At 65.5% G+C, this 18,804-nt stretch carries 17 protein-coding genes; 4 read left to right on the top strand and 13 right to left on the bottom strand.

The genetic code is table 11. The annotated features are described in order from the left end of the window. Positions 1–102: 102 nt before the first annotated feature. Positions 103–1,134: a YcjF family protein gene (locus HAP54_RS50550; RefSeq protein ID WP_166298473.1), complete on the bottom strand. Its 1,032-nt coding sequence runs from the start codon at positions 1,132–1,134 to the stop codon at positions 103–105. Further along, entirely contained in the window at positions 1,131–2,594 is a 1,464-nt protein-coding gene (locus HAP54_RS50545) for a YcjX family protein (RefSeq protein WP_166298472.1), read from the bottom strand. The genes HAP54_RS50550 and HAP54_RS50545 overlap by 4 nt, the downstream gene beginning before the upstream one ends. A gap of 177 nt (positions 2,595–2,771) precedes the next feature. Between HAP54_RS50545 and trhA the strand changes: the two genes are divergently transcribed. Both trhA and HAP54_RS50535 read left to right on the top strand, forming a co-directional pair. Next, the gene (gene trhA, locus HAP54_RS50540) at positions 2,772–3,467 is read left to right on the top strand and encodes a PAQR family membrane homeostasis protein TrhA (protein WP_166298471.1); all 696 of its coding nucleotides are present in this window, start codon (positions 2,772–2,774) and stop codon (positions 3,465–3,467) included. Positions 3,468–3,717: 250 nt separating this feature from the next. Then, on the top strand, positions 3,718–4,512 hold the full coding sequence (locus tag HAP54_RS50535) for an SDR family oxidoreductase (protein WP_166298470.1): 795 nt from the start codon (positions 3,718–3,720) through the stop codon (positions 4,510–4,512). 275 nt (positions 4,513–4,787) lie between these two features. On the opposite strand, the gene HAP54_RS50530 is transcribed toward HAP54_RS50535, so the two are convergent. Beyond that, positions 4,788–5,402 (bottom strand): TetR/AcrR family transcriptional regulator, encoded by a 615-nt coding sequence (locus HAP54_RS50530; RefSeq protein WP_248114328.1) that lies wholly within the window; start codon positions 5,400–5,402, stop codon positions 4,788–4,790. An 89-nt stretch (positions 5,403–5,491) separates the two neighbouring features. Between HAP54_RS50530 and HAP54_RS50525 the strand changes: the two genes are divergently transcribed. Beyond that, positions 5,492–7,039 (top strand): 4-hydroxyphenylacetate 3-hydroxylase family protein, encoded by a 1,548-nt coding sequence (locus HAP54_RS50525; RefSeq protein ID WP_166298468.1) that lies wholly within the window; start codon positions 5,492–5,494, stop codon positions 7,037–7,039. Positions 7,040–7,348: 309 nt separating this feature from the next. On the opposite strand, the gene mdlC is transcribed toward HAP54_RS50525, so the two are convergent. The 4 genes from mdlC to HAP54_RS50505 all read right to left on the bottom strand — a co-directional run bounded on the left by mdlC (position 7,349) and on the right by HAP54_RS50505 (position 11,152). Then, a complete protein-coding gene (gene mdlC / locus HAP54_RS50520; RefSeq protein WP_166298467.1) occupies positions 7,349–8,977 on the bottom strand; it encodes a benzoylformate decarboxylase in 1,629 nt (542 codons plus the stop codon). A 144-nt stretch (positions 8,978–9,121) separates the two neighbouring features. Beyond that, positions 9,122–10,009, bottom strand: a complete 888-nt coding sequence (blaBJP, locus tag HAP54_RS50515) for a BJP family subclass B3 metallo-beta-lactamase (protein ID WP_166298466.1) — start codon at positions 10,007–10,009, stop codon at positions 9,122–9,124. A gap of 139 nt (positions 10,010–10,148) precedes the next feature. Further along, a complete protein-coding gene (locus HAP54_RS50510; protein ID WP_166298465.1) occupies positions 10,149–10,532 on the bottom strand; it encodes a tautomerase family protein in 384 nt (127 codons plus the stop codon). Positions 10,533–10,645: 113 nt separating this feature from the next. Further along, positions 10,646–11,152: a winged helix-turn-helix transcriptional regulator gene (locus tag HAP54_RS50505; protein WP_166298464.1), complete on the bottom strand. Its 507-nt coding sequence runs from the start codon at positions 11,150–11,152 to the stop codon at positions 10,646–10,648. 111 nt (positions 11,153–11,263) lie between these two features. Between HAP54_RS50505 and HAP54_RS50500 the strand changes: the two genes are divergently transcribed. After that, positions 11,264–11,869 (top strand): VOC family protein, encoded by a 606-nt coding sequence (locus HAP54_RS50500; RefSeq protein ID WP_166298463.1) that lies wholly within the window; start codon positions 11,264–11,266, stop codon positions 11,867–11,869. Positions 11,870–11,928: 59 nt separating this feature from the next. On the opposite strand, the gene HAP54_RS50495 is transcribed toward HAP54_RS50500, so the two are convergent. The 6 genes from HAP54_RS50495 to HAP54_RS50470 all read right to left on the bottom strand — a co-directional run bounded on the left by HAP54_RS50495 (position 11,929) and on the right by HAP54_RS50470 (position 18,759). Further along, positions 11,929–12,819: an MBL fold metallo-hydrolase gene (locus HAP54_RS50495; RefSeq protein WP_166298462.1), complete on the bottom strand. Its 891-nt coding sequence runs from the start codon at positions 12,817–12,819 to the stop codon at positions 11,929–11,931. A gap of 141 nt (positions 12,820–12,960) precedes the next feature. Further along, a complete protein-coding gene (gene hisC, locus HAP54_RS50490; protein ID WP_166298461.1) occupies positions 12,961–14,013 on the bottom strand; it encodes a histidinol-phosphate transaminase in 1,053 nt (350 codons plus the stop codon). Between the two features lie 104 nt (positions 14,014–14,117). Next, positions 14,118–14,966: an FAS1-like dehydratase domain-containing protein gene (locus HAP54_RS50485; protein WP_166298460.1), complete on the bottom strand. Its 849-nt coding sequence runs from the start codon at positions 14,964–14,966 to the stop codon at positions 14,118–14,120. A 188-nt stretch (positions 14,967–15,154) separates the two neighbouring features. Next, entirely contained in the window at positions 15,155–16,318 is a 1,164-nt protein-coding gene (locus HAP54_RS50480) for an IS4 family transposase (protein WP_166298459.1), read from the bottom strand. A 162-nt stretch (positions 16,319–16,480) separates the two neighbouring features. Beyond that, positions 16,481–17,578, bottom strand: coding sequence for a CaiB/BaiF CoA transferase family protein (locus HAP54_RS50475; protein WP_166298458.1), 1,098 nt, complete (start codon positions 17,576–17,578; stop codon positions 16,481–16,483). An 11-nt stretch (positions 17,579–17,589) separates the two neighbouring features. Then, positions 17,590–18,759: an acyl-CoA dehydrogenase family protein gene (locus HAP54_RS50470; RefSeq protein WP_166298457.1), complete on the bottom strand. Its 1,170-nt coding sequence runs from the start codon at positions 18,757–18,759 to the stop codon at positions 17,590–17,592. Positions 18,760–18,804: the final 45 nt, after the last annotated feature.

Below are 18,804 nucleotides of genomic sequence, written 5' to 3'. Positions count from 1 at the left end.
CCCCTCACCCAAGCGAGTGTGTGACGAGTATCTGAGCTGCCCTCTCCCACAAGGGGAGAGGGCGCAACAACTGGCATCGTGCTGCGTTGAAAAGGCGAGGAGCTATTCCTCTTCCTCGCGCTTGCGGATCAGGTCTTTCGCCAGATCGGTCAGCGCGGGGCGCGGCAAGGCGTTGAAGGGGAGCGGGCGGGTCACGTCGATCGCGGCGAGGCCGAGCCGCGCGGTCAACAGGCCGTTGAGCATGCCTTCGCCGAGCCGCTGCGAGAGCTTTGCCGCGATGCCGTGACCAAGCATCTGCTGGATCAGACTGTCGCTCGCCGCCATGCCGCCGGTGATCGCCAGATGAGCGATGACGTGGCGCAGCAGGCGGATCATGCCGAGCGCGCCGGGCCGGCCGCCATAGAGCCGCGCCAGCTGGCGGATCATCCGCAATGACGCCACGAACACGAACAGCACGTCGATCATCGCGCGCGGGCTGACCGCGGTGACCACGGAGACGCGCTGCGCGGCGGTCGAGACCAGCCGCCGCGCCTCCTCGTCGAGCGGCGTCATCAGCTCGCGTTCGGCGAGGCGGATCATGTCGGCGCCGTCGATGATGTCGTCGGTGTGGCTCTGCAGCGCGCTGCGGGCGCGGGCGAGCTGCGGGGTCCGGTGCGCGAGCTTGAGCAGGTCGGCGACAACAGCCCGGCTCGCGGCGCGGTCGTCGCTGACCAGCACCTCGGCGGCGCGCAGATGCAGCTTCTCGATGGTCGCAAGCCGCGCGAGACCGATGAGCTCGCGCATTGTAACGACCACCAGCGCCACTGCGGCGATGACGGCAAGCCCCAGTCCGAGGAAGCCGAGGCCCTCGTTGCGCGCGAACAGATCCTCGACCAAATTGATGACGCCGAGCCCGGTGCCGAGCACCACGAGGCCTGCGACCGCGCTCCAGAACAGAGTGCCCCAGCGGAAGCCGCGGCGTGCCGGCAGCAGCGGCGTATCTGTTGGCACCGGGAGCTGCGCGGGCTCGGCCTCAGGCACGATCTGGATCGTGCCGCGGCTGAGGCGGCCGCTGTCGTCCGGATCCATCACGACCACGCCGGGATCGTCGAGCTTGAACGTCGCCGGCCGCCGCGGGGGCGTCTTCTCGTTCATTGCAGTTTGTCTCCGATCAGGAACTGGAGGGCGCGGTCAAGGCGGATGTGAGGCAGCGCCGGCTCCGCATCGCCGTTTCGTTCCAGCTTGGGCGGGCGGAAGCGCAGGAAGCGGTAGTCGGCCGCCTCGGCGCCGGCGCTGGAGAGGCCGCGGAATCCGCCGTTGAACAGCTCCTCCGGATTGTCGGGCAGGTCGCCCGGAAAGGTCGCGACCTCGGTCTCGCCGTCAAGCCGCTCGCCATTGGCGACCTCGCCCGGCGCCGGGGTGCCGAGGATCGACGGCAGCCTGTCGCGGCCGCGGGTGACCTGCGCCTCGCGGGTGGCGCGCACCGCGGCAAGCGCCACCACGTCGATCGCAGCACCGGCATATTCGGCGCGCTCGGCGGCCTTGGCCACGATCCGCCGCAGCACGGCCTCCAGCCGGTCGTGGCTCTGGTGATGCAGATGATCGGCCTTGGTCGCCGCGAACAGGATGCGGTCGATGCGCGGCCGGAACAGCGCGCTCAGCATCGTGCTGCGGCCGATCCGGAAGCAGTCGAGGATGCCGGCGAGCGCGGCCTCGAGGTCGTGCAGTGCCTCGGGACCGGCGTTGAATGCGGCCAGCGCATCGGCGAGCACGATCTGGCGATCGAGCCGCGCGAAATGATCGCGGAAGAACGGCCGCACCACGACGTCCTTGTAGGCCTCGAAGCGTCGCCGCATCATCGCCCACAGCGAACCGTCGGGCGCGCTGCCGTCGACGGGCACGTCGAGCGGCGCAAAGGTCAGCGCCGGCGTATTGGCGAGATTGCCCGGCATCAGGAAGCGGCCGGGCGGCAACAGGCTCATCGCAAAGCGCTCGTCGCGGCAGGCGCGCAGATAGTCGGTGAACAATCTTGCCTCGGCGAGCGCCGCCTGCTCGTCCGCTTTGCCCTCCGGCTTCAGCGTTGCCAGATGCGCGTGCCAGGGCGCCGCGAGTTTTGCGCGCAGCGGCTCGCGCGACAGCGCAAGGCTTTCCGCCGACCATTGCTCGTAGCTCTTGGCCAGCAGCGGCAGGTCGAGCAGCCACTCGCCGGGATAGTCGACGATGTCGAGGGTCAGCGTGCGGTCCGCGCCATTTTGCCGCTGATACTCGATCACCAGCCGAAGCTCGGAGATGTCGGTGGTCGAGCTCGGCCATTGCAGCTCCTCGACCAAAGTGCGGACATGGTTCTCGTAGGCAAAGCGCGGCACCGCATCGTCAGGTTGCGGTGCGAGATAGGCGCGCGCGATCCGCCCCGAGGCATAGGCCTCGAACACCGGGAAGCGGCCGCCCCGCGTCAGGCCGTGCACCAGCGCGGTGATGAACACGGTCTTGCCGGCGCGCGACAGCCCGGTGACGCCGAGCCGTACCGTCGGGTTGAAGAAGCCCTCGCCATAGTCGAGCAGCGCCCGCGCCGAGAGACGCGCTTCCTCGACGATATCTCGAAACCTGGGGGGCATGGAGGGTTAACGAAAGGACCCGGCAGGAGGAGCCAAAAGGGGCGGGCGATCATCCGCAAAGTGGCGATTATCAGGGCAAAATCAAGCTTCACATTTCCGGCGCCTTTGCAGGCGAGGGATTGAATGTGCCGCGACATCAGCGATACCCATAATCTGGCGGCCCACAGGAAAGCCTGCATGACGGTCTTCCGCCTGAAGCAATTCGCCTCGACCTCGATCCACGCGGCCGGCGCCGCGCTGTGGAACTACGACCGTGCCGAGCTGATCGCCGACGGCGTCGTCCACATCATCGGCGTCTGTTTCGGGCTGGTTGCCGCCACCGCGCTGATCGTGCTGACCGCGGTCTATGCCGGTCCGTTCGACGTTGCCGTGGTGTCGGTCTATGTCGCGGGCCTGCTCGCGATGCTGGTGTTGTCGGCGACCTATAATCTCTGGCCGGTGTCGCGCGCCAAATGGGTGCTGCGGCGCTTCGATCACTCCGCGATCTATCTCTTGATCGCTGCGACCTATACGCCGTTCATCGTGGAACTGAAGGACAGCACTTTCGCGCTCGCGCTGCTCGTCGGGGTGTGGTGCGTGGCGATCGTCGGGATCTGGCTCAAGCTGCGCTTTCCCGGCCGCTTCGACCGGCTCGCAGTCGGGCTCTACCTTGCGATCGGCTGGAGCGGCATCATGCTCTACGACCGCGTCGTCAAGGCGCTGCCGGCGATGGCGCTCGGCTTTGTGCTGGCCGGCGGCATCCTCTACAGCCTGGGGGTGATCTTCCACTCCTGGCGGCGGCTGCGCTTCCAGAATGCGATCTGGCACGGCTTCGTGCTGCTCGGGGCCGCCTGTCACTATACGGCGGTGTTCGACGTCGTGCTGGCGAGCTGAGCCTTTCGCCATCTGCGGCGGATGGGCTATCATGATCCCGATAGGCCCGCCCGCTCTCTCCCGTCACCCTGAGGAGCGCGGTACGCGCGTCTCGAAGGGTCGACGCCACCAGCTGGGCCATGCATCCTTCGAGACGCGCTCCGCGCTCCTCCAGCGACAAAGGCGCAGCCTTTGCGCGGGGATGACGGGACGCACGGGATAGGGTGGGCAAAGCGATAGCGTGCCAGCTAAAGATATCGGGAGGATGGCCATGCAGGTGGCAGGTAAGGTTGTGGTGGTCACCGGCGGTGGCAATGGCATCGGCAAGGCGCTGTGCGAGGCGTTCCACGCCGCGGGCGCATCCAAGGTCGTGGTGGTCGACCTCGATCACGCGGCGGCCGAGAAGGTCGCGGCCTCGGTCGACGGCGCGGCCTTCAAATGCGATGTCGGGCAGGAGAAGAACATCCTGCACGTGATCGACGAGACCGAGCGCATGTTCGGCCCGATCGCGCTGTTCTGTTCAAATGCCGGGATCGGCGGCGGCTTCGATCCGCTGTCGAAAAATGCCGGCGGCACCTCGGACGAGCCGTGGTCGCGCAGCTGGGCGATCCATGTGATGGCGCATGTCTATGCTGCACGACATCTGGTGCCGCGCATGAAGGCGCGCGGCGGCGGCTACTTCCTCAACACGATCTCTGCCGCAGGTCTGCTGTCGCAGGTCGGCAGCCCGGCTTATTCGACCACCAAGCACGCCGCGGTCGGCTTTGCCGAAAACCTCGCGATCTCGCACCGCGCCGACAACATCAAGGTCTCGATCCTCTGCCCGCAGGGCGTCGAGACCAACATGCTGCGCTCGATCCCGAGGGGCCCGCAATCCGGCGACGGCGATCTCTCCGCGGACCAGGTCGCGCAGGACGCGATCAAGGGCATCGAGCAGGAGACCTTCCTGATCCTGCCGCACCCGCAGGTGCTCGGCTACATGCGCAAGAAGACCGAGAACTACGACCGCTGGATCGGCGGCATGGCCAAGATCCAGGCCAAGATGCGCGAGACGCACGGGAAGTGACTCGCAGCCGAAGGCTCGCCGCGCATGTCGCTGCAATGTGAGGTGAGCACGCTGGTCAGGCTCCCTCCCCCCTTGCGGGGGAGGGTTGGGGAGAGGGGTAAGCCCCGGGCGAGATGATCGCCGCAAACCTCGCTCTGGCAATTTCGGCAGCGCGTCGTTCAAGTACCTATTGAGAGGGCGCGCCGTGCGGCCACCGCTCTCCCTTACCCTCCCCCGCAAGGGGGGAGGGAACCCGTCCGCCCCGGTGGCCTCCTAGCGCAATGGCCTCGCGCGGCTCACCCCTTGCCGAGTTGCGCGATCCTGTCGCGCAAATACGTATCCATCAGATCGGGCGCCGAGGCGCCGAACATTCTGATGCGGCCGGTGTGCAGCAACAGCAGCAGGCCGGTCGCGTGCGCGAAGCAATCCACCATCACCGTATTCGCCTTTAGCCTGGACGCGCCGAGCGCCTCGGCGGCTTCCGCAATCGGATGCAGCGCAGCCTCCAGCGCGGCGTTCAGCTCGTGGTCACGGTCGTGGCCGAGCCCGGCCGGCTTCATGCCGCCGCGGAACAGATAGAAGCCGAGATCGAGGTCGCGTGGATGCTCCGCGTAGTAACGGAAGAAAGCCATGCCAGCGGAATGCAACTTCTGTTTGGCGCCGCGCGTCGTCGTGACCGCGGCGCTGACGGCCTGGCCGAGCGAGGCCAGCGATTGCCGCAGCACCTCGGCATAGATCGCTTCCTTGGAATCGAAATGGAAATACAGCGCCGCCGGGGTGTAGCCGGCCCGGGTCGCGATCGCCCGCAGGCTCGCGCCCTCGAGGCCTTCCTCGACAAACACGCTGCGCGCTGCATCGAGGATCAGCTCCCGCTTGTGGCGGCTGACCGCTTCCTTCCTGCTCTCGCGCATCTGCATGTTCAGGCGAATCCGTCTTGACTCAATTCTAACACCGTTAGATAATTTAACAGTGTTAGAATAAATGAGCAAGGGAGAACGCCATGCTGATGACGGCTGCGGACTACCGGGAATCCCTGCGCCGCTACAAGCCGCGGGTCTTCGTCAATGGCGAGGCGGTCGCGAGCGTCGCCGACGAGCCGTTGCTGGCGCCGGGCGTGGCGGGTGTCGGCGTGACCTACGATTTCGCGCATCGCGCCGAGCACGCGCCGATCATGACGGCGCGGCAGGGCACCTCGGGCAAGACGGTCAACCGCATGCTCCACATCAATGAGAGCTCGCAGGACCTGCTCTACAAGCTCGAGGCGGTGCGGCTGGTGTGCAGGACATCGGGCTGCGCGCAACGCTATCTCACCCATGATGCGCTCAACGGCCTCTATCAGGCGACGAAGCTGACCGACGATCGGCACGGCACCGATTACAGCCAGCGCTTCCTCAACTACCTGCACGAGGTGCAGGACCAGGACCTGACGCTCGGCGTTGCCATGACCGATGCCAAGGGCGACCGCTCCAAGCGGCCGGGCCTGCAGGCCAATCCGGACGTCTATGTCCACATCAAGGAGCGCCGCGCCGACGGCATCGTGATCCGCGGCACCAAGGCGATCGTCACCGGCGCGCCCTATATGCACGAATTCCTTGTCATGCCGTGCCGCACCCATGTGCCCGACGACAGGGATTTTGCGGTATGTTGCGCGGTGCCGGTCGATGCGCCTGGCGTCACCATCGTCGCGCGCCCGGCCGGCCGGCCCGGCGATGCCGCTGCGAAATTCTCGGCGAAATACGGCCAGTCGGTCGGTGTCGTGATCTTCGACGACGTGTTCGTGCCGCATGATCGTGTCTTCCTCGCCGGCGAGACCGAGGAGGGCGGCTTCCTCACCACGTCCTACGCCACCCATCACCGCCACTCCTGCATCGGCGCGCGCGCCGGGTTCGGCGATCTTCTGATCGGCGCCGGCGCCCTGATGATCGAGGCCAACGGGCTCGATGCCGAGCAGCATGCGCACATTCGCGAGGCGATGGTCGAGCTCATCACCATCACCGAGAGCTTCTATGCGTGCGGCGTCGCGTCCTCGGTCTACTGCACGAAGGACCCCGCCGGTTCGGTGATGCCGGATGCGGTGTTCTCGAACATCGGCAAGCTTTTGCTTGCGACCAAGATCTACGACATGCACCGCGTGGCGCATTACGTCTCTGGCGGTCTGATCGTCGCGCTGCCGGGGCCCGATGAGGACCACAATCCGGAGACGCGCGCCTCGCTCGCCGCTGTCATGGGCGGACGTCCCGACATCCCGGCCGAGCAGCGCGCCGAGGTGGCGCGGCTGATCGAGGACCTCACGGTCTCGCACCAAGCCGGCTGGTACTCGGTGATCTCGCTGCATGGCGGCGGTTCGCCGGAGGCGATGAAGCGCGAGATCTGGCGCAACTATCCGGTGATGGAGAAGGCCGAGCTGGTCGAGAACCTGCTCGGCCGCGGTCTCGTCGACGAGGGACAGCGGGTGTCGAAGCAGCCCGGCCGCTGCTGCGCCACCGGCTGCGAGGTGCCGGCGCCATCAGCGCCTGTGCTGGAGCAGGAGCCTGCACTCGTGAGGTGAGCACGCTCGTCAGGCTCCCTCCCCCAACGCAACCGGGGTGTACCCCGGTTGCGCATTGCAAATTTGCGCAAGTCGGGCAGGCCCGACTTGCGTCGGGGGAGGGCTGGGGAGAGCGGTAAGCCCCAGGCGAGATGATTGAAGTGCGTTGCGCTTTGGCAACTTCGATCGCGCATCGTTGAAACTCATACTGAGAGAGCACGTCGTGTGGCACCCCTCTCCCTAACCCTCCCCCGCAAGGGGGGAGGGAACCCTTCCGCTGGTGCCTCCTCACTGCGTGCGTCAGAAGTCCGCCACTTGATCGGCGCGATCTTACGCCTTCTGCGTGTAGAGCAGCGGCACGGCGGAATCCACCATCACCTCGATCAGGCTCGCGCCCTGATGCGACAAGCCGCGCTTGTAGGCGCTCGCGAGCTCGGCCGATTTCGTCACCCGCACTGCATCGCAGCCCATGCCTTCGGCGAGCTTGACGAAATCGATGCCCGGCAAATCGAGGCCTGGCACGTTGCGCACCTGCATCACCTGGCTGAACGAGCGCATCGCGCCGTAGCCGGAATTGTTGAGCACCACGACCGTCAGCGGCAGCTTGCGCTGTGCGGCGGTCCACAGTGCCTGGATCGAATACATCGCCGAGCCGTCACCGATCAGGCAGACCGTGCGGCCCGCGCTGCGGCCGAGCGCCATGCCGACCGCGGCCGGCAGGCTGTAGCCGAGGCCGCCGCTCGCCATGGTGTAAAAACTGTCCTGGCCGCGCATCGGCATCGCCTTCTGCATCAGCGGGCGGTGCGACGGCACTTCCTCGACCAGCGCATCGTGCGGTCCCATCGCGGCCGCGAGCGCGTGCAGCGCGTATTCGGCGGGAATCGGATCGCCGGCCGCGGGCGCCGGCGGCAGGACGCGTCCCGCGGCTGCGGCGCGCCTGGTCTCGGGCAGCATCTCGAGCAGCGCCGACAACGCCGGCTTCATGGTCGCGACGATGCTATGGCCGGTGGGTGTCATCGCAGCAGCGTCCGGATCGTCGGTGATCTGGAAGATCGTGGTCGCGCCGTCGAAGATCGCGGCATGGCCCTCGACATGGAAGGTGAACACCGGCGCACCGACCACGACGACGAGATCGTGATCGCGCAGCGCGTCGGAGAGCTGGCCGGGTGCGGCATGCAGGAAGCCGGCAAATTGCGGATGCCGCTCGGGGAACGAGCAGCGCGCCGAGAACGGGCTGGCCCAGACCGCAGCCTTCGACCTCTCGGCGACCTTCACCATGAGATCGACGGCTTGCGCGCGATCGACGGAGGGGCCGACGACGAAAGCAGGGCGCTTGGCTTCGCCGAGCGCCGCCACCAGCGCCTGCATCGCGGGCGTATCGGGGCCGACCTCGCGGCTGACCTGGCGCGCATCGAGCGGCTGCGTCGCATGCGCCCAATCGTCGATCGGCACCGAGACGAAAGTCGGCCCGCAGGGCGGCTGCATCGCGACATAATAGGCTCGCGCGATCGCCGCCGGCACGTCCTCGGCGCGCGCCGGCTCGACGGCGAATTTGACGTAAGGACGCGGGAATTCGGACGCGCGCTCGGCATAGAGGAAGGCCTGCAGCGGCATGATCGAACGCGCCTGCTGGCCCGCGGTGATGACGAGCGGGGTCTGGTTGCGATAGGCGTTGTAGATGTTGCCGAGCGCGTTGCCGACGCCGGCCGCCGAATGCAGATTGATGAAACCGGCATTGCGCGTCGCCAGCGCATAGCCGTCGGCCATACCGACGACCGAGGCCTCCTGCAGGCCGAGCACGTAGTCGATGTCATCGGGCCAGTCGCTCAGGAACGGCAATTCGGTCGAGCCGGGATTGCCGAAAACCTTTTTGATGCCCCACGCGCGCAGCAGGCCGAAGGTGGCGTCCTTGACGGTGACGGTCTTGCCCTTGCCGGCGGCGGGCTTGCGGGACGACATCGGGCGGCTCCCCTTGCTGTCTTGTTATGTTCCGTCATTGCGCGCGGCAAAAGCGGAAAGGCAATCCACCATCTCGATGGATTGCCCGGCGATGTCAAGCCGCCGCGCCCATAGTTGCCGCGGCAACGGCCGAAAAAAGCGCGGCTAATTCGCCTTCTGCAGCGCGGCGGTTTGCTTGTCGAGCTGCTTGTCGAAATCCTGCTCGAGGCCTGCCACATAGCTGGCGTTCTCGCCCGGCTTGACGAACGGGTTCGGTGCGCCGTCCTTCATCTGCGCGCGCTTGGCCTGCATGTCATAGACCTCCGGATGCGGCCCGAGCAGCACGTCGACCTTCATTCCCTTGACCTTGGCGAAGGTCGAGCGGTAGTCGTCGACGATGCCGGCATAGGTCGGGCGGCCGACCAGCCGGTTCAGCGCCACCGTCCCGCTGCAGAAGAACAGCACGGTGCGCTCCTGGTTGCCGTCCTTCACCGTCATCTCCCAGCTGGTGCAGCCGGGCGAATGGCCGGGCGTGGTGTGCGCGGTCAGCGTCACGTCGCCGAGCGTCACCTTGTCGCCTTCCTTGACGGTGCGATCGACCTTGACCGGCGGAAAGCCGAGATCGGCGTTGTTCTCGTCGCCCGGATAGTAGCCGCCTTCGAGCAGCGGCTTGTCGCGCTCGCCGGCGATCAGCTGCGCGCCGGTCTCCTGCTTGATCTCGGCAAAGCCGCCGGTGTGATCGAGATGGGCATGTGTGTTGAGGATGTCCTTGATGTCGGCGACCTTGAAGCCGAGCTTGGCGATGTTGTCCTTGATCATGCCGGTCGACTGCTGCATCGCCGTATCCATCAGGATCAGCCCTTGCGACGTCTTGATGATGTAGACCGCGATGCCGTCAGTGCCGACATAATAGATGTTGCCGATCAGCTGGAACGGTTCGAACGGCGCGGTCCATTTCTTCATGACCACGGCCATGAATTCCTTGAGCGTCTGTGCCTGCGCACCGGTTGCGATCAGCGCGAGCGCACACAGCGCGGCTGCGATCGTCCTCATGGTTGCCTCCCTGTTTGTTGTTGTTCGTGCGGGCGCACTATGCGGGCTGGCAATGCCGATCGCAAGCGGCGGACGGCCGGCATTTTGCTGAGCCGCCATGCAGACAGCGAACCGTCCGCCGCGTCCCTGTTCCCCGGGGTCAGCTTGCGTATTGGGCGATGCCGTTGCCGAACGACCAGTTTTCCTTGGCGACCTCGACCAGGCTGATGAAGATATCGTCCGGGCGGCCCTGCAACTGGTTCTGGAAATCGTCCACGATCCGCTTGTAGAACGCCTTCTTCATCTCGACCGAACGCCCGGCATTCAACGTGATCTGGATGAAGATGAGATCGTCGCTGTAGCTGTTGCCGAGATAGCTTTCGGCGTAGTTCAGGTCGCCGCGATCATGCTCGGTGATGATCTGAAACTTGTCATTCTGCGGCACGTTGATCACGTCGAGCATCGCCTTGTAGACGATCTCGCCCAGGGTCTTGCGGTATTCGGCGGACTTGCCGCGTTTCAGGTCGATACGAACGAATGGCATGGTGGTCACCGTTTGTTGTGCGGGGGTCGGCCGGGTCGGCCCCGTGTGATCGAGTCGCTGCGACGGCGCGAATGCTTTCGCGCCGTCCGCCTGCGCCGGCGGCGTCGGGAAATTCAGCGGGTCGCCTTGAAGGCCTCCCAGCGCGCGTCGCGCTCTCGTTGATATTTTGGCATTCGCTCGGCGACCATGTCGGCCCAATGCAGCGGTTCGCCGCAGGCCTGGCAGACCGGACCGAGCCCGGCCAGCTTGCCGCAGGTGAGGTGGGTGTAGTTCATCGAAAGACCGTCCCTGGGCGACTTGCACCAGGTCTCGCCCCAGGCGCGCAGCGCGAACATCACGGGGAAGAACGCCGCGCCCTTCTCCGTCAAATGATACTCGTGGCGCAGCGGATGCTTGTTGTAGATGCGGCGCGTCACCAGTCCGTCGGCCTCCAGCTTCTTCAGCCGTGCCGCGATCATCTGGGGCGTCGCGCCGGTGTAGGCCTGAATCTCCTCGAAGCGGTGGTTGCGCGCGAACAGCTCGCGCAGCACCAGCACGGTCCAGCGATCGCCCACGACGGTCTCCGCGCGTGCCACCGGACAGAGCGTTCGGTCAGCAGGGTTGCCCTTTGGCTTTGACATCACGTTTTCTTCATCCGAAGTAACTATGATATTCATAGTAATATGCGCTATCGTGGATCCGGGTGCAACGGGCATCTTCCGCCCGGTCCCTCACATTTCAAGGAGCGAGCCATGAGTGCCGAAAGCATGGGTTCGAAGCCGGGCGTCGACATGAAGCTCGAAGTCGTCGTGATCCCGGTGTCCGATGTCGATCGCGCCAAGCGCTTCTATGAGAACCTGGGCTGGCGGCTCGACGCCGATTTCGTCAGGGCGGACGGCTCGCGTGCCCTCCAATTGACGCCGCCGGGCTCGCCGACCTCTGTTCATCTCGACAAGGGATCCGCGCTGCCGCGCTTCCTGATCGTGAACGACATCGCGGCGGCGCGCGCCGAGCTGATCGCGCGCGGCGTCGATGTCAGCGAGGTGTTCCACCGCGGACCGCAAGGCCGCATCAAGGGACCCGATCCGGAGCGGCCGAGCTACGGTTCGCTTGCCACGTTCAGCGACCCCGACGGCAATGTCTGGCTGCTGCAGCAGGTCACGCAGCGCCTGCCCGGCCGCGTCGATACCAGCAGCACGACCTTCTCGTCATCGGCGGATCTCGCCGCCGCGCTCCGCCGTGCGGCAGCCGCGCATGGCGAGCACGAGAAACGCACCGGCGGGCACGATGCGAACTGGCCGGATTGGTACGCCGACTACATCGTGCGCGAGCAGGCCGGCCAGCCGTTGCCGGAGTGAGCGAGCAAACAGGAGTATCCTCTCCATCGCGGTAAGCCACGCGGCCGCGCATCGCGGTCTCACCCATGCCCGGTGTCGAACACCGGCGCGTAGCCGTTGCCGTCTCGACGGATATGGGCGCAACGCGAGCCACGGAAGTGGGCCGGTATGACCAGCCGGCCGCTGTCTGCGGCCTCTGCCAGGATTTTCGTGCGCGTCTCGCCCGCCAGCTGCGGGTCGGCACAGGATGACGTCGAGAGATCGGGCTGGAAGACCTGCACCGGATTGTGCACGGCATCCCCGCAAAAGATCGCACGATGTTGCGGGTAGTCGACGAGCAGGCCCATCTGCCCGCTGGTGTGGCCCGGCAGGGGCACGAGCCGCAGACCGGGACCGAGCTCATGGCCATCGTCGACCAGATCGACACGGCCTGCCTCGACGATCGGAATGACGCTCTGTTCAAGGGCGCGGGCGTGGATCGGCGCGGCCCGGCCAGTATCGTGTTGCGTCATCCAGTCGGCAAGCTCGCGGCGGCCGAACAGATAGCGCGCGTTGGGAAAGGTCGGCTGCCAGCGACCATTGTCCTGGCGCGTATTCCAGCCGACGTGATCGACATGCAGATGGGTGCAGAACACCAGATCGATGTCGGCCGGATCGACGCCGCTCGCGCGCAACCGATCGAGGAAGCCGCTGCCGTTCCGCCGGTGCCAGGCCGGGATCTCGGGGATGTCCTTGTGTTCGCCGATGCAGGAGTCGATCAGCAAGGTTCGTCCGCCTGTTCGCACCACAAAGCTCTGGATCGCGTGTTTCGCCTGGTCCCGGGCGAGATCGATGAACACCGGCTCCAGGATATCGCGATTCGCTTCGATCAGGCCGCGATCATACCCAGGCAGGAACTCGGAGAGCGGAAGCGCAAAATCATCGTCATCGACGATGACGTCGACGGTCGCGTCGCCGATCGCAAATCGCATGACAGCTCCTTCCCGGAGAACCGTGCCATCTCGCCGCGGGGCGCGTCGTCGTCGTTGAGTTGCTTTGCCGCGCCGCCGGCTCGAAGCTCACTATGCGGGTTGCCGCTATCGATCGCAAGTTGCGTGGCTTGCGGACGGCGATCAGACCATGCCGCGCAGCAGGCCGATCAGGCGGCCGCACTCATCGTCCGTCCCGACCGTAATGCGCAAAAAGTCCTCGATCCGCGGCTTCTGGAAATGCCGGACCAGGACGCCGCGCTCGCGCAGCTTCGCGGCGAGATCCGCGCCGCGGTGGCCAGGATGACGGGCGAACACGAAATTCGCGAGCGACGGCAGCACCTCGAAGCCAAGCTCGGCGAGGCCGCGGACCAGCGCCTCGCGGCTCCGGATGATGCGTTGCCGCGTCTCCTCGAACCAGGCCTCGTCCCCGATCGAGGCGACCGCGCCCGCGATTGCAAAGCAATCCAGCGGATAGGAGTTGAAGCTGTCCTTCACCCGCTCCAGCGCCTCGATCAGCGGGCGCTGGCCGATCGCGAAGCCGACCCGAAGCCCCGCCAGCGCGCGCGACTTGGACAGCGTCTGCACCACCAGCAGATTGTCGTGCCGCGCCACCAGTGGCACGGCGCTCTCGGCGCCGAAGTCGACATAGGCCTCGTCGACCACCACCAGGCGGTCGGGATGCTCGCGGAGCAGCGCCTCGATTGCGGCACGCGGCAGCGCGATCCCGGTCGGCGCGTTCGGATTGCACAGCAGGATCGCGCTGCCGGGCCGCCGGTAGTCGGTCAAATTCACCCGCATCGCGGCATCGAGCGGCACCGCCTCGTAGCTGACGCCATAGAGGCGGCAGTAGACCGGGTAGAAGCTGTAGGTGATGTCGGGGAACAGCAGCGGCGCGTCGTGCTTCAGGAGCGCCGGAAAGGCGTGAGCCAGCACCTCGTCCGAGCCATTGCCGACAAACACTTCGTCTGGCGTGACGCCATAGCGCGCTGAGATCGCCTCGCGCAGTGCGGTTGCACGGGGATCCGGGTAGAGCCGCAGTCGATCCGTCGTCGCGGCGATCGCAGCCAGCGCGTGCGGCGACGGCGGGTAGGGATTCTCGTTGGTATTGAGCTTGACGAGGCCATCGATCTTCGGCTGCTCGCCGGGCACGTATGGCGACAGATTGTGGACGACCGAACTCCAGAAGCGACTCATGATCCCTTGATCCATGGCTGAATGCGATCACAGTAAAGGATGCGAGACGCCGGCGAAAGCGGGCCGTTCATCTTGTGTCGCAACAGCAGCGCCGCGTGCGGACCTTACCAGGTCGCCGTGCCCTTCATGGTCGGCTGGCCCTCGGCGTTGGCGGTCCACAGCTCCATGCCGCCGTCCTTGTCGTTGGCATTGATCGAGAACTCGCTGCCCTCGAACAGCGGCTGCACGCCGCGATAGGACAGCTTCTTCGGCGGCTTGCCGTCGCGCAGCTTGGCGGCGAGCTCGACGATGAAGGAGGCCTGCAGCGGGCCGTGGAAGATCAGGCCCGGATAGCCCTCGACCTTGGTGACGTAGTCGCGGTCGTAATGGATACGGTGGCCGTTGAAGGTCAGCGCCGAATAACGAAACAGCAGCACCGGGTCGGAGACGTGGCTCTCGCGATGCTGCGCGACCGGAGGCGGCGGCGCCTTGGCGGGCGCTGCGGCCTGCGTCGTCATCTCGCGATAGACGATGTCCTGCCGCTCGCGGACCGCAAGCCCGCGCGAGGTCGTGACCTCGTGGTTGACCGAGACGAAGCACAGCGTGCCGGTCGAGCCCGATTTCACTGTGACGTCTGCAATGCGCGAGGTGCGCTTGGCGTCGTCGCCGATGCGCAGTGCGTCGAAGAATTCGAGCTCGCCGCCGGCCCACATCCGGCGCGGCAGCGGCACCGGCGGCAGGAAGCCGCCGCGGGTCGGATGGCCGTCGGGGCCAAGCTGCGACATCGGAAACACCGGCTGCGCCAGGCACCAATGCGTGGTCCACGGCGCGGCATCGCCGGCCTTTGGCTCGCCGATCTCCTGGAACAGCGTCGCGCGCAGCCCCATCACGAGATATTTGGTGACGACGTCGGAGGCCTCCTGGGAGCGGCCGATCCACTGGCGGAGATGATCGAGGTCGAGTTTATCGGTCATGAGATTTTGCCCGCGGTGAGAGAAATCTGAGCGTGATGGCGTCGGTGTGACGGCAAACTCGGCACACCTCTCCCGCTTGCGGGGGAGGTCGGCGCGCAGCGCCGGGTGGGGGCTCTCTCCACGGTGGGATTCGTGGAGAGAGCCCCACCCCAACCCTCCCCCGCAAGGGCAGGGCTGTCCGGGGAAATTCAACCATAGCAGAGTTCCATCTGGTTGAGGGGCGTTCTGCATTTGCGGCGGCTAGGGTTGATTGGCGGAGGCTTGTCGATGCTGGCGAAGGCTCGCCGGGTGAACAGGAACTGGCTGACGAGTTCGGCGAGCCTGAGCGGCAGCATTTTGATGCAGTTGGTCCGCGCGGCAATGCGCAACAGTAGGTAGGCAATCATCGCAGCAAGCACTTGCAGGCGGATTGCATTGTCGTTGGTGCCGAGGAACTTGCGGATGTCGAGGTGCTGCTTGATCCAGCGGAACAGCAGTTCGATCTGCCACCGGCTCTTGTAGAGGGCGGCGATCTCGACGGCCGTTCGGGTCGTATCGTTGGTGAGAAGCGTGATCACGCCGCCGTTCTCCCGCCTGACCTTGATGCGCCGCAGCGGTATCGGCAAACGCGAGTCGCCCTTACTGGTGAGCTTCACCTCGTCGTCGACGATGATCCTGAAGCCGTCCCCCTTGCTGTTGCGGATGGTGCGATGCCTGACCGCGCGTAGCCGGATGCTCGTCTTCGGCCGGGTCACGAAGAAAGCCTTGCTATCATTGATCTTCTGCCACCAGTCGAAACGGCAATATCCCTTGTCGAACACGTAGGTTGTGCCGGCCTGGATCGGAGTCTGGCGACCGATCTCGATATCGTTGACGTTGGCAGCCGTCACCTCGACGCACTTCGGGATATCGCCCTTGGGATCGTAGACCACGTGCAGCTTCATGCCGCGGATGCGGCCGTTCCACACCGCCCAGGTGCAAACTTTGCCAAGCGGGATCGGACTGGCGTCGATCAGGCGCACCATCTCCTTGCCTTCGCCCCGCAACTGCCGGCTTGCCATCGCCGACAATCGTGCAAAGGTTTGCGCAAAAATGCTGGACGGGCGGCGGGTATTGGCATCCGACAGCGTCGAGCGGGACAACCTGCCGGTGCCCAGATGATAGTGATGCTGAGGATTGGCGTTGAAGCCGGTCACCACGGCGCGCAGGCTGTTGTTCCCGCTCAACTGCGCATAGATCAGCGCTACCAGGTGATCCCAGCTCTTGAACGACTTGTCGTAGGCATCCCCGTCCAGACGATCCACAGCCGTCTGAAACTGCCGCCGATTGATCGGTTCAAGCAGCCTACTAAAAATGCTATCGCGAAATCGCATGCTCGGCCTTCTGTGTCTCGACAACCAGAAAAGACCGATTTGCCTCGGTTTTGCCGAGCATGCACCGCGACACAGTGAATCATTCCCCGGACAGCCCTGCCGCAAGCGGGAGAGGGGGCGCAGCTCGTTCTTGATTGCGATCGCGCCTGATCTCATTGCAGCCTAACGTTTGGTGCGCTCGCCGATCGCGGGCACCTTGCCGTAGTGCCTGTCTTCACCGACGACGATCGCGGCCGGCGCCGGATAGCTGACCTTGCCGTTCGGCGTGTCGACCTCGATGCGACGCAGATGCGGATGCTTGGCGAGGTCGTCCATGCTGTTGACCTCGGCAAAGGCGATGTCGGCCTCCGCGAGCTTCGCCAGCAATTCCTCGCGCGTGAGCTTGCCAAAGCTGTCGTTGACGATCTGGTCGGTCAGCGTGCGGTTACGCACCCGCTCGACCATGTTGGCAAAGCGCGGATCGTCGGGGAGAGCAGGCTGTCCCAGCACCTTGGCGCACAGCGTCTTCCACTCGCGCTCGCTCTGGATCGAGATCAGGATCTCCTTGCCGTCCTTGGAGCGGAATACGCCATAGGGCGCGATCGAGGGATGGGCGAGGCCGATCCGCTTCGGCGATTTGCCGTCCTCGGCATTGAGCAGCGGCACGGTGAGCCAGTCGGCCATCACGTCGAACATCGAGATCCTGATATCCGCGCCCTGGCCGGTGCGGCCGCGGCCAATCAATGCTTCGAGGATCGAGGCATGCGCGGTAGCGCCGGTCGCGACATCGACGATCGACATGCCGACGCGCGAGGCGCCTTCGGGGCCGCCGGTGATCGAGGCGAGGCCGCTCTCGGCCTGGATCAGCAGGTCATAGGCCTTGCGGTCGGCATAGGGGCCGGTGTCGCCGTAGCCGGTGATCGTGCACATGATCAGCTTCGGATAGTCCTTGCGCAGCCGCTCGCGCGAGAAGCCGAGCTTGTCCATCGAGCCGGGCTTGAGGTTCTGCAACAGCACGTCGGCGCCTGCGATCAGCTCTTCCAGCGTGGCGCGGCCTTCTTTGGTGGCGAGATCGACCACCGCGGAGTCCTTGCCGCGGTTGAGCCAGACGAAATAACTGCTCTGGCCCTTCGCCGCGGCATCATAGCCGCGGGCGAAATCGCCCTCGGGCCGCTCGATCTTGATCACATGGGCGCCGGCGTCCGCCAGGCGTGACGAGCAGAACGGCGCGGCAACCGCCTGTTCGACGGCGATGACGGTCAATCCCTCAAGCGGCAGCATGATCACAGAACTCAGTAGGAGCGGGGCATGCCGAGCACGTGCTCGGCGACGAAGGACAGGATCAGATTGGTCGAGATCGGCGCCACCTGATAGAGCCGCGTCTCGCGGAACTTGCGCTCGACGTCGTACTCCTCCGCAAAGCCGAAGCCGCCATGGGTCTGCACGCAGGCATTGGCCGCTTCCCAGGAGGCATCGGCCGCCAGCATCTTGGCCATGTTGGCCTCGGCGCCGCAATCGAGGCCCGCCTCATATTTGCGGGTGGCTTCCTTCACCATCAGCTCGGCCGCGCGCATCGAGGCGTAGGCTTTTGCAATTGGAAACTGGATGCCTTGATTCTGGCCGATCGGCCGGCCGAACACGCTGCGCTCCTTGGCGTAGTTGGTCGCCTTCTGGATGAACCATTTGGCGTCGCCGACGCACTCGGCCGCGATCAGGATGCGCTCGGCGTTCATGCCGGACAGAATGTAGCGAAAGCCCTTGCCTTCCTCGCCGATCAGATTCTCCGCCGGCACCTTCATGTCGGTGAAGAACACTTCGGTGGTGGCGTGGTTCATCATGGTTCTGATGGGGCGGATCTCGAGACCCTTGCCCTTCACCTCGCGCATGTCGACGATGAACACCGAAAGCCCGTCGGTGCGCTTCTTCGACTGTTCCTTCGGCGTGGTGCGCGCCAGCAGCACCATAAGGTCGGAATATTCGGCGCGGCTGGTCCAGATCTTCTGGCCGTTGACGACGTAATGGTCGCCCTCGCGGCGCGCGAAGGTTTTCAGCGACGAGGTATCGGTGCCGCTGGTCGGCTCGGTGACGCCGAACGCCTGCAGCCGCAATTCGCCGGTCGCGACCTTCGGCAGATACTTGGCTTTCTGTGCATCATTGCCGTGCCGCAGCACGGTGCCCATCGTGTACATCTGGGCATGGCAGCCGCCGCCATTGCAGCCGGCGCGCTGGATCTCTTCCAGGATCGCCGCCGCCGCCGACAATTTCAGGCCCGCGCCGCCATATTCCTCGGGGATCAAGACCGAGAGATAGCCGGCCTCTGTCAGCGCATCGACGAATTCCTTCGGATAGGCCATCTGGCGGTCGAGCTTGCGCCAGTATTCGCCGGGAAACTGCGCGCAGAGTTTTGCCACCGCGTCGCGGATGTCTGTGTGGTCGTCGGTGTGTTGATCGTGTGTGGTCATTGTTTCATCTTGCCGAGAGGTTGTGCCTGAAGCAGGCCAATTGCC

Origin of the sequence: Bradyrhizobium sp. 2S1 (assembly GCF_011516625.5) — a bacterium.
GTDB lineage: Bacteria > Pseudomonadota > Alphaproteobacteria > Rhizobiales > Xanthobacteraceae > Bradyrhizobium > Bradyrhizobium septentrionale.
This window is presented reverse-complemented; position numbering and strand designations above follow the sequence as displayed.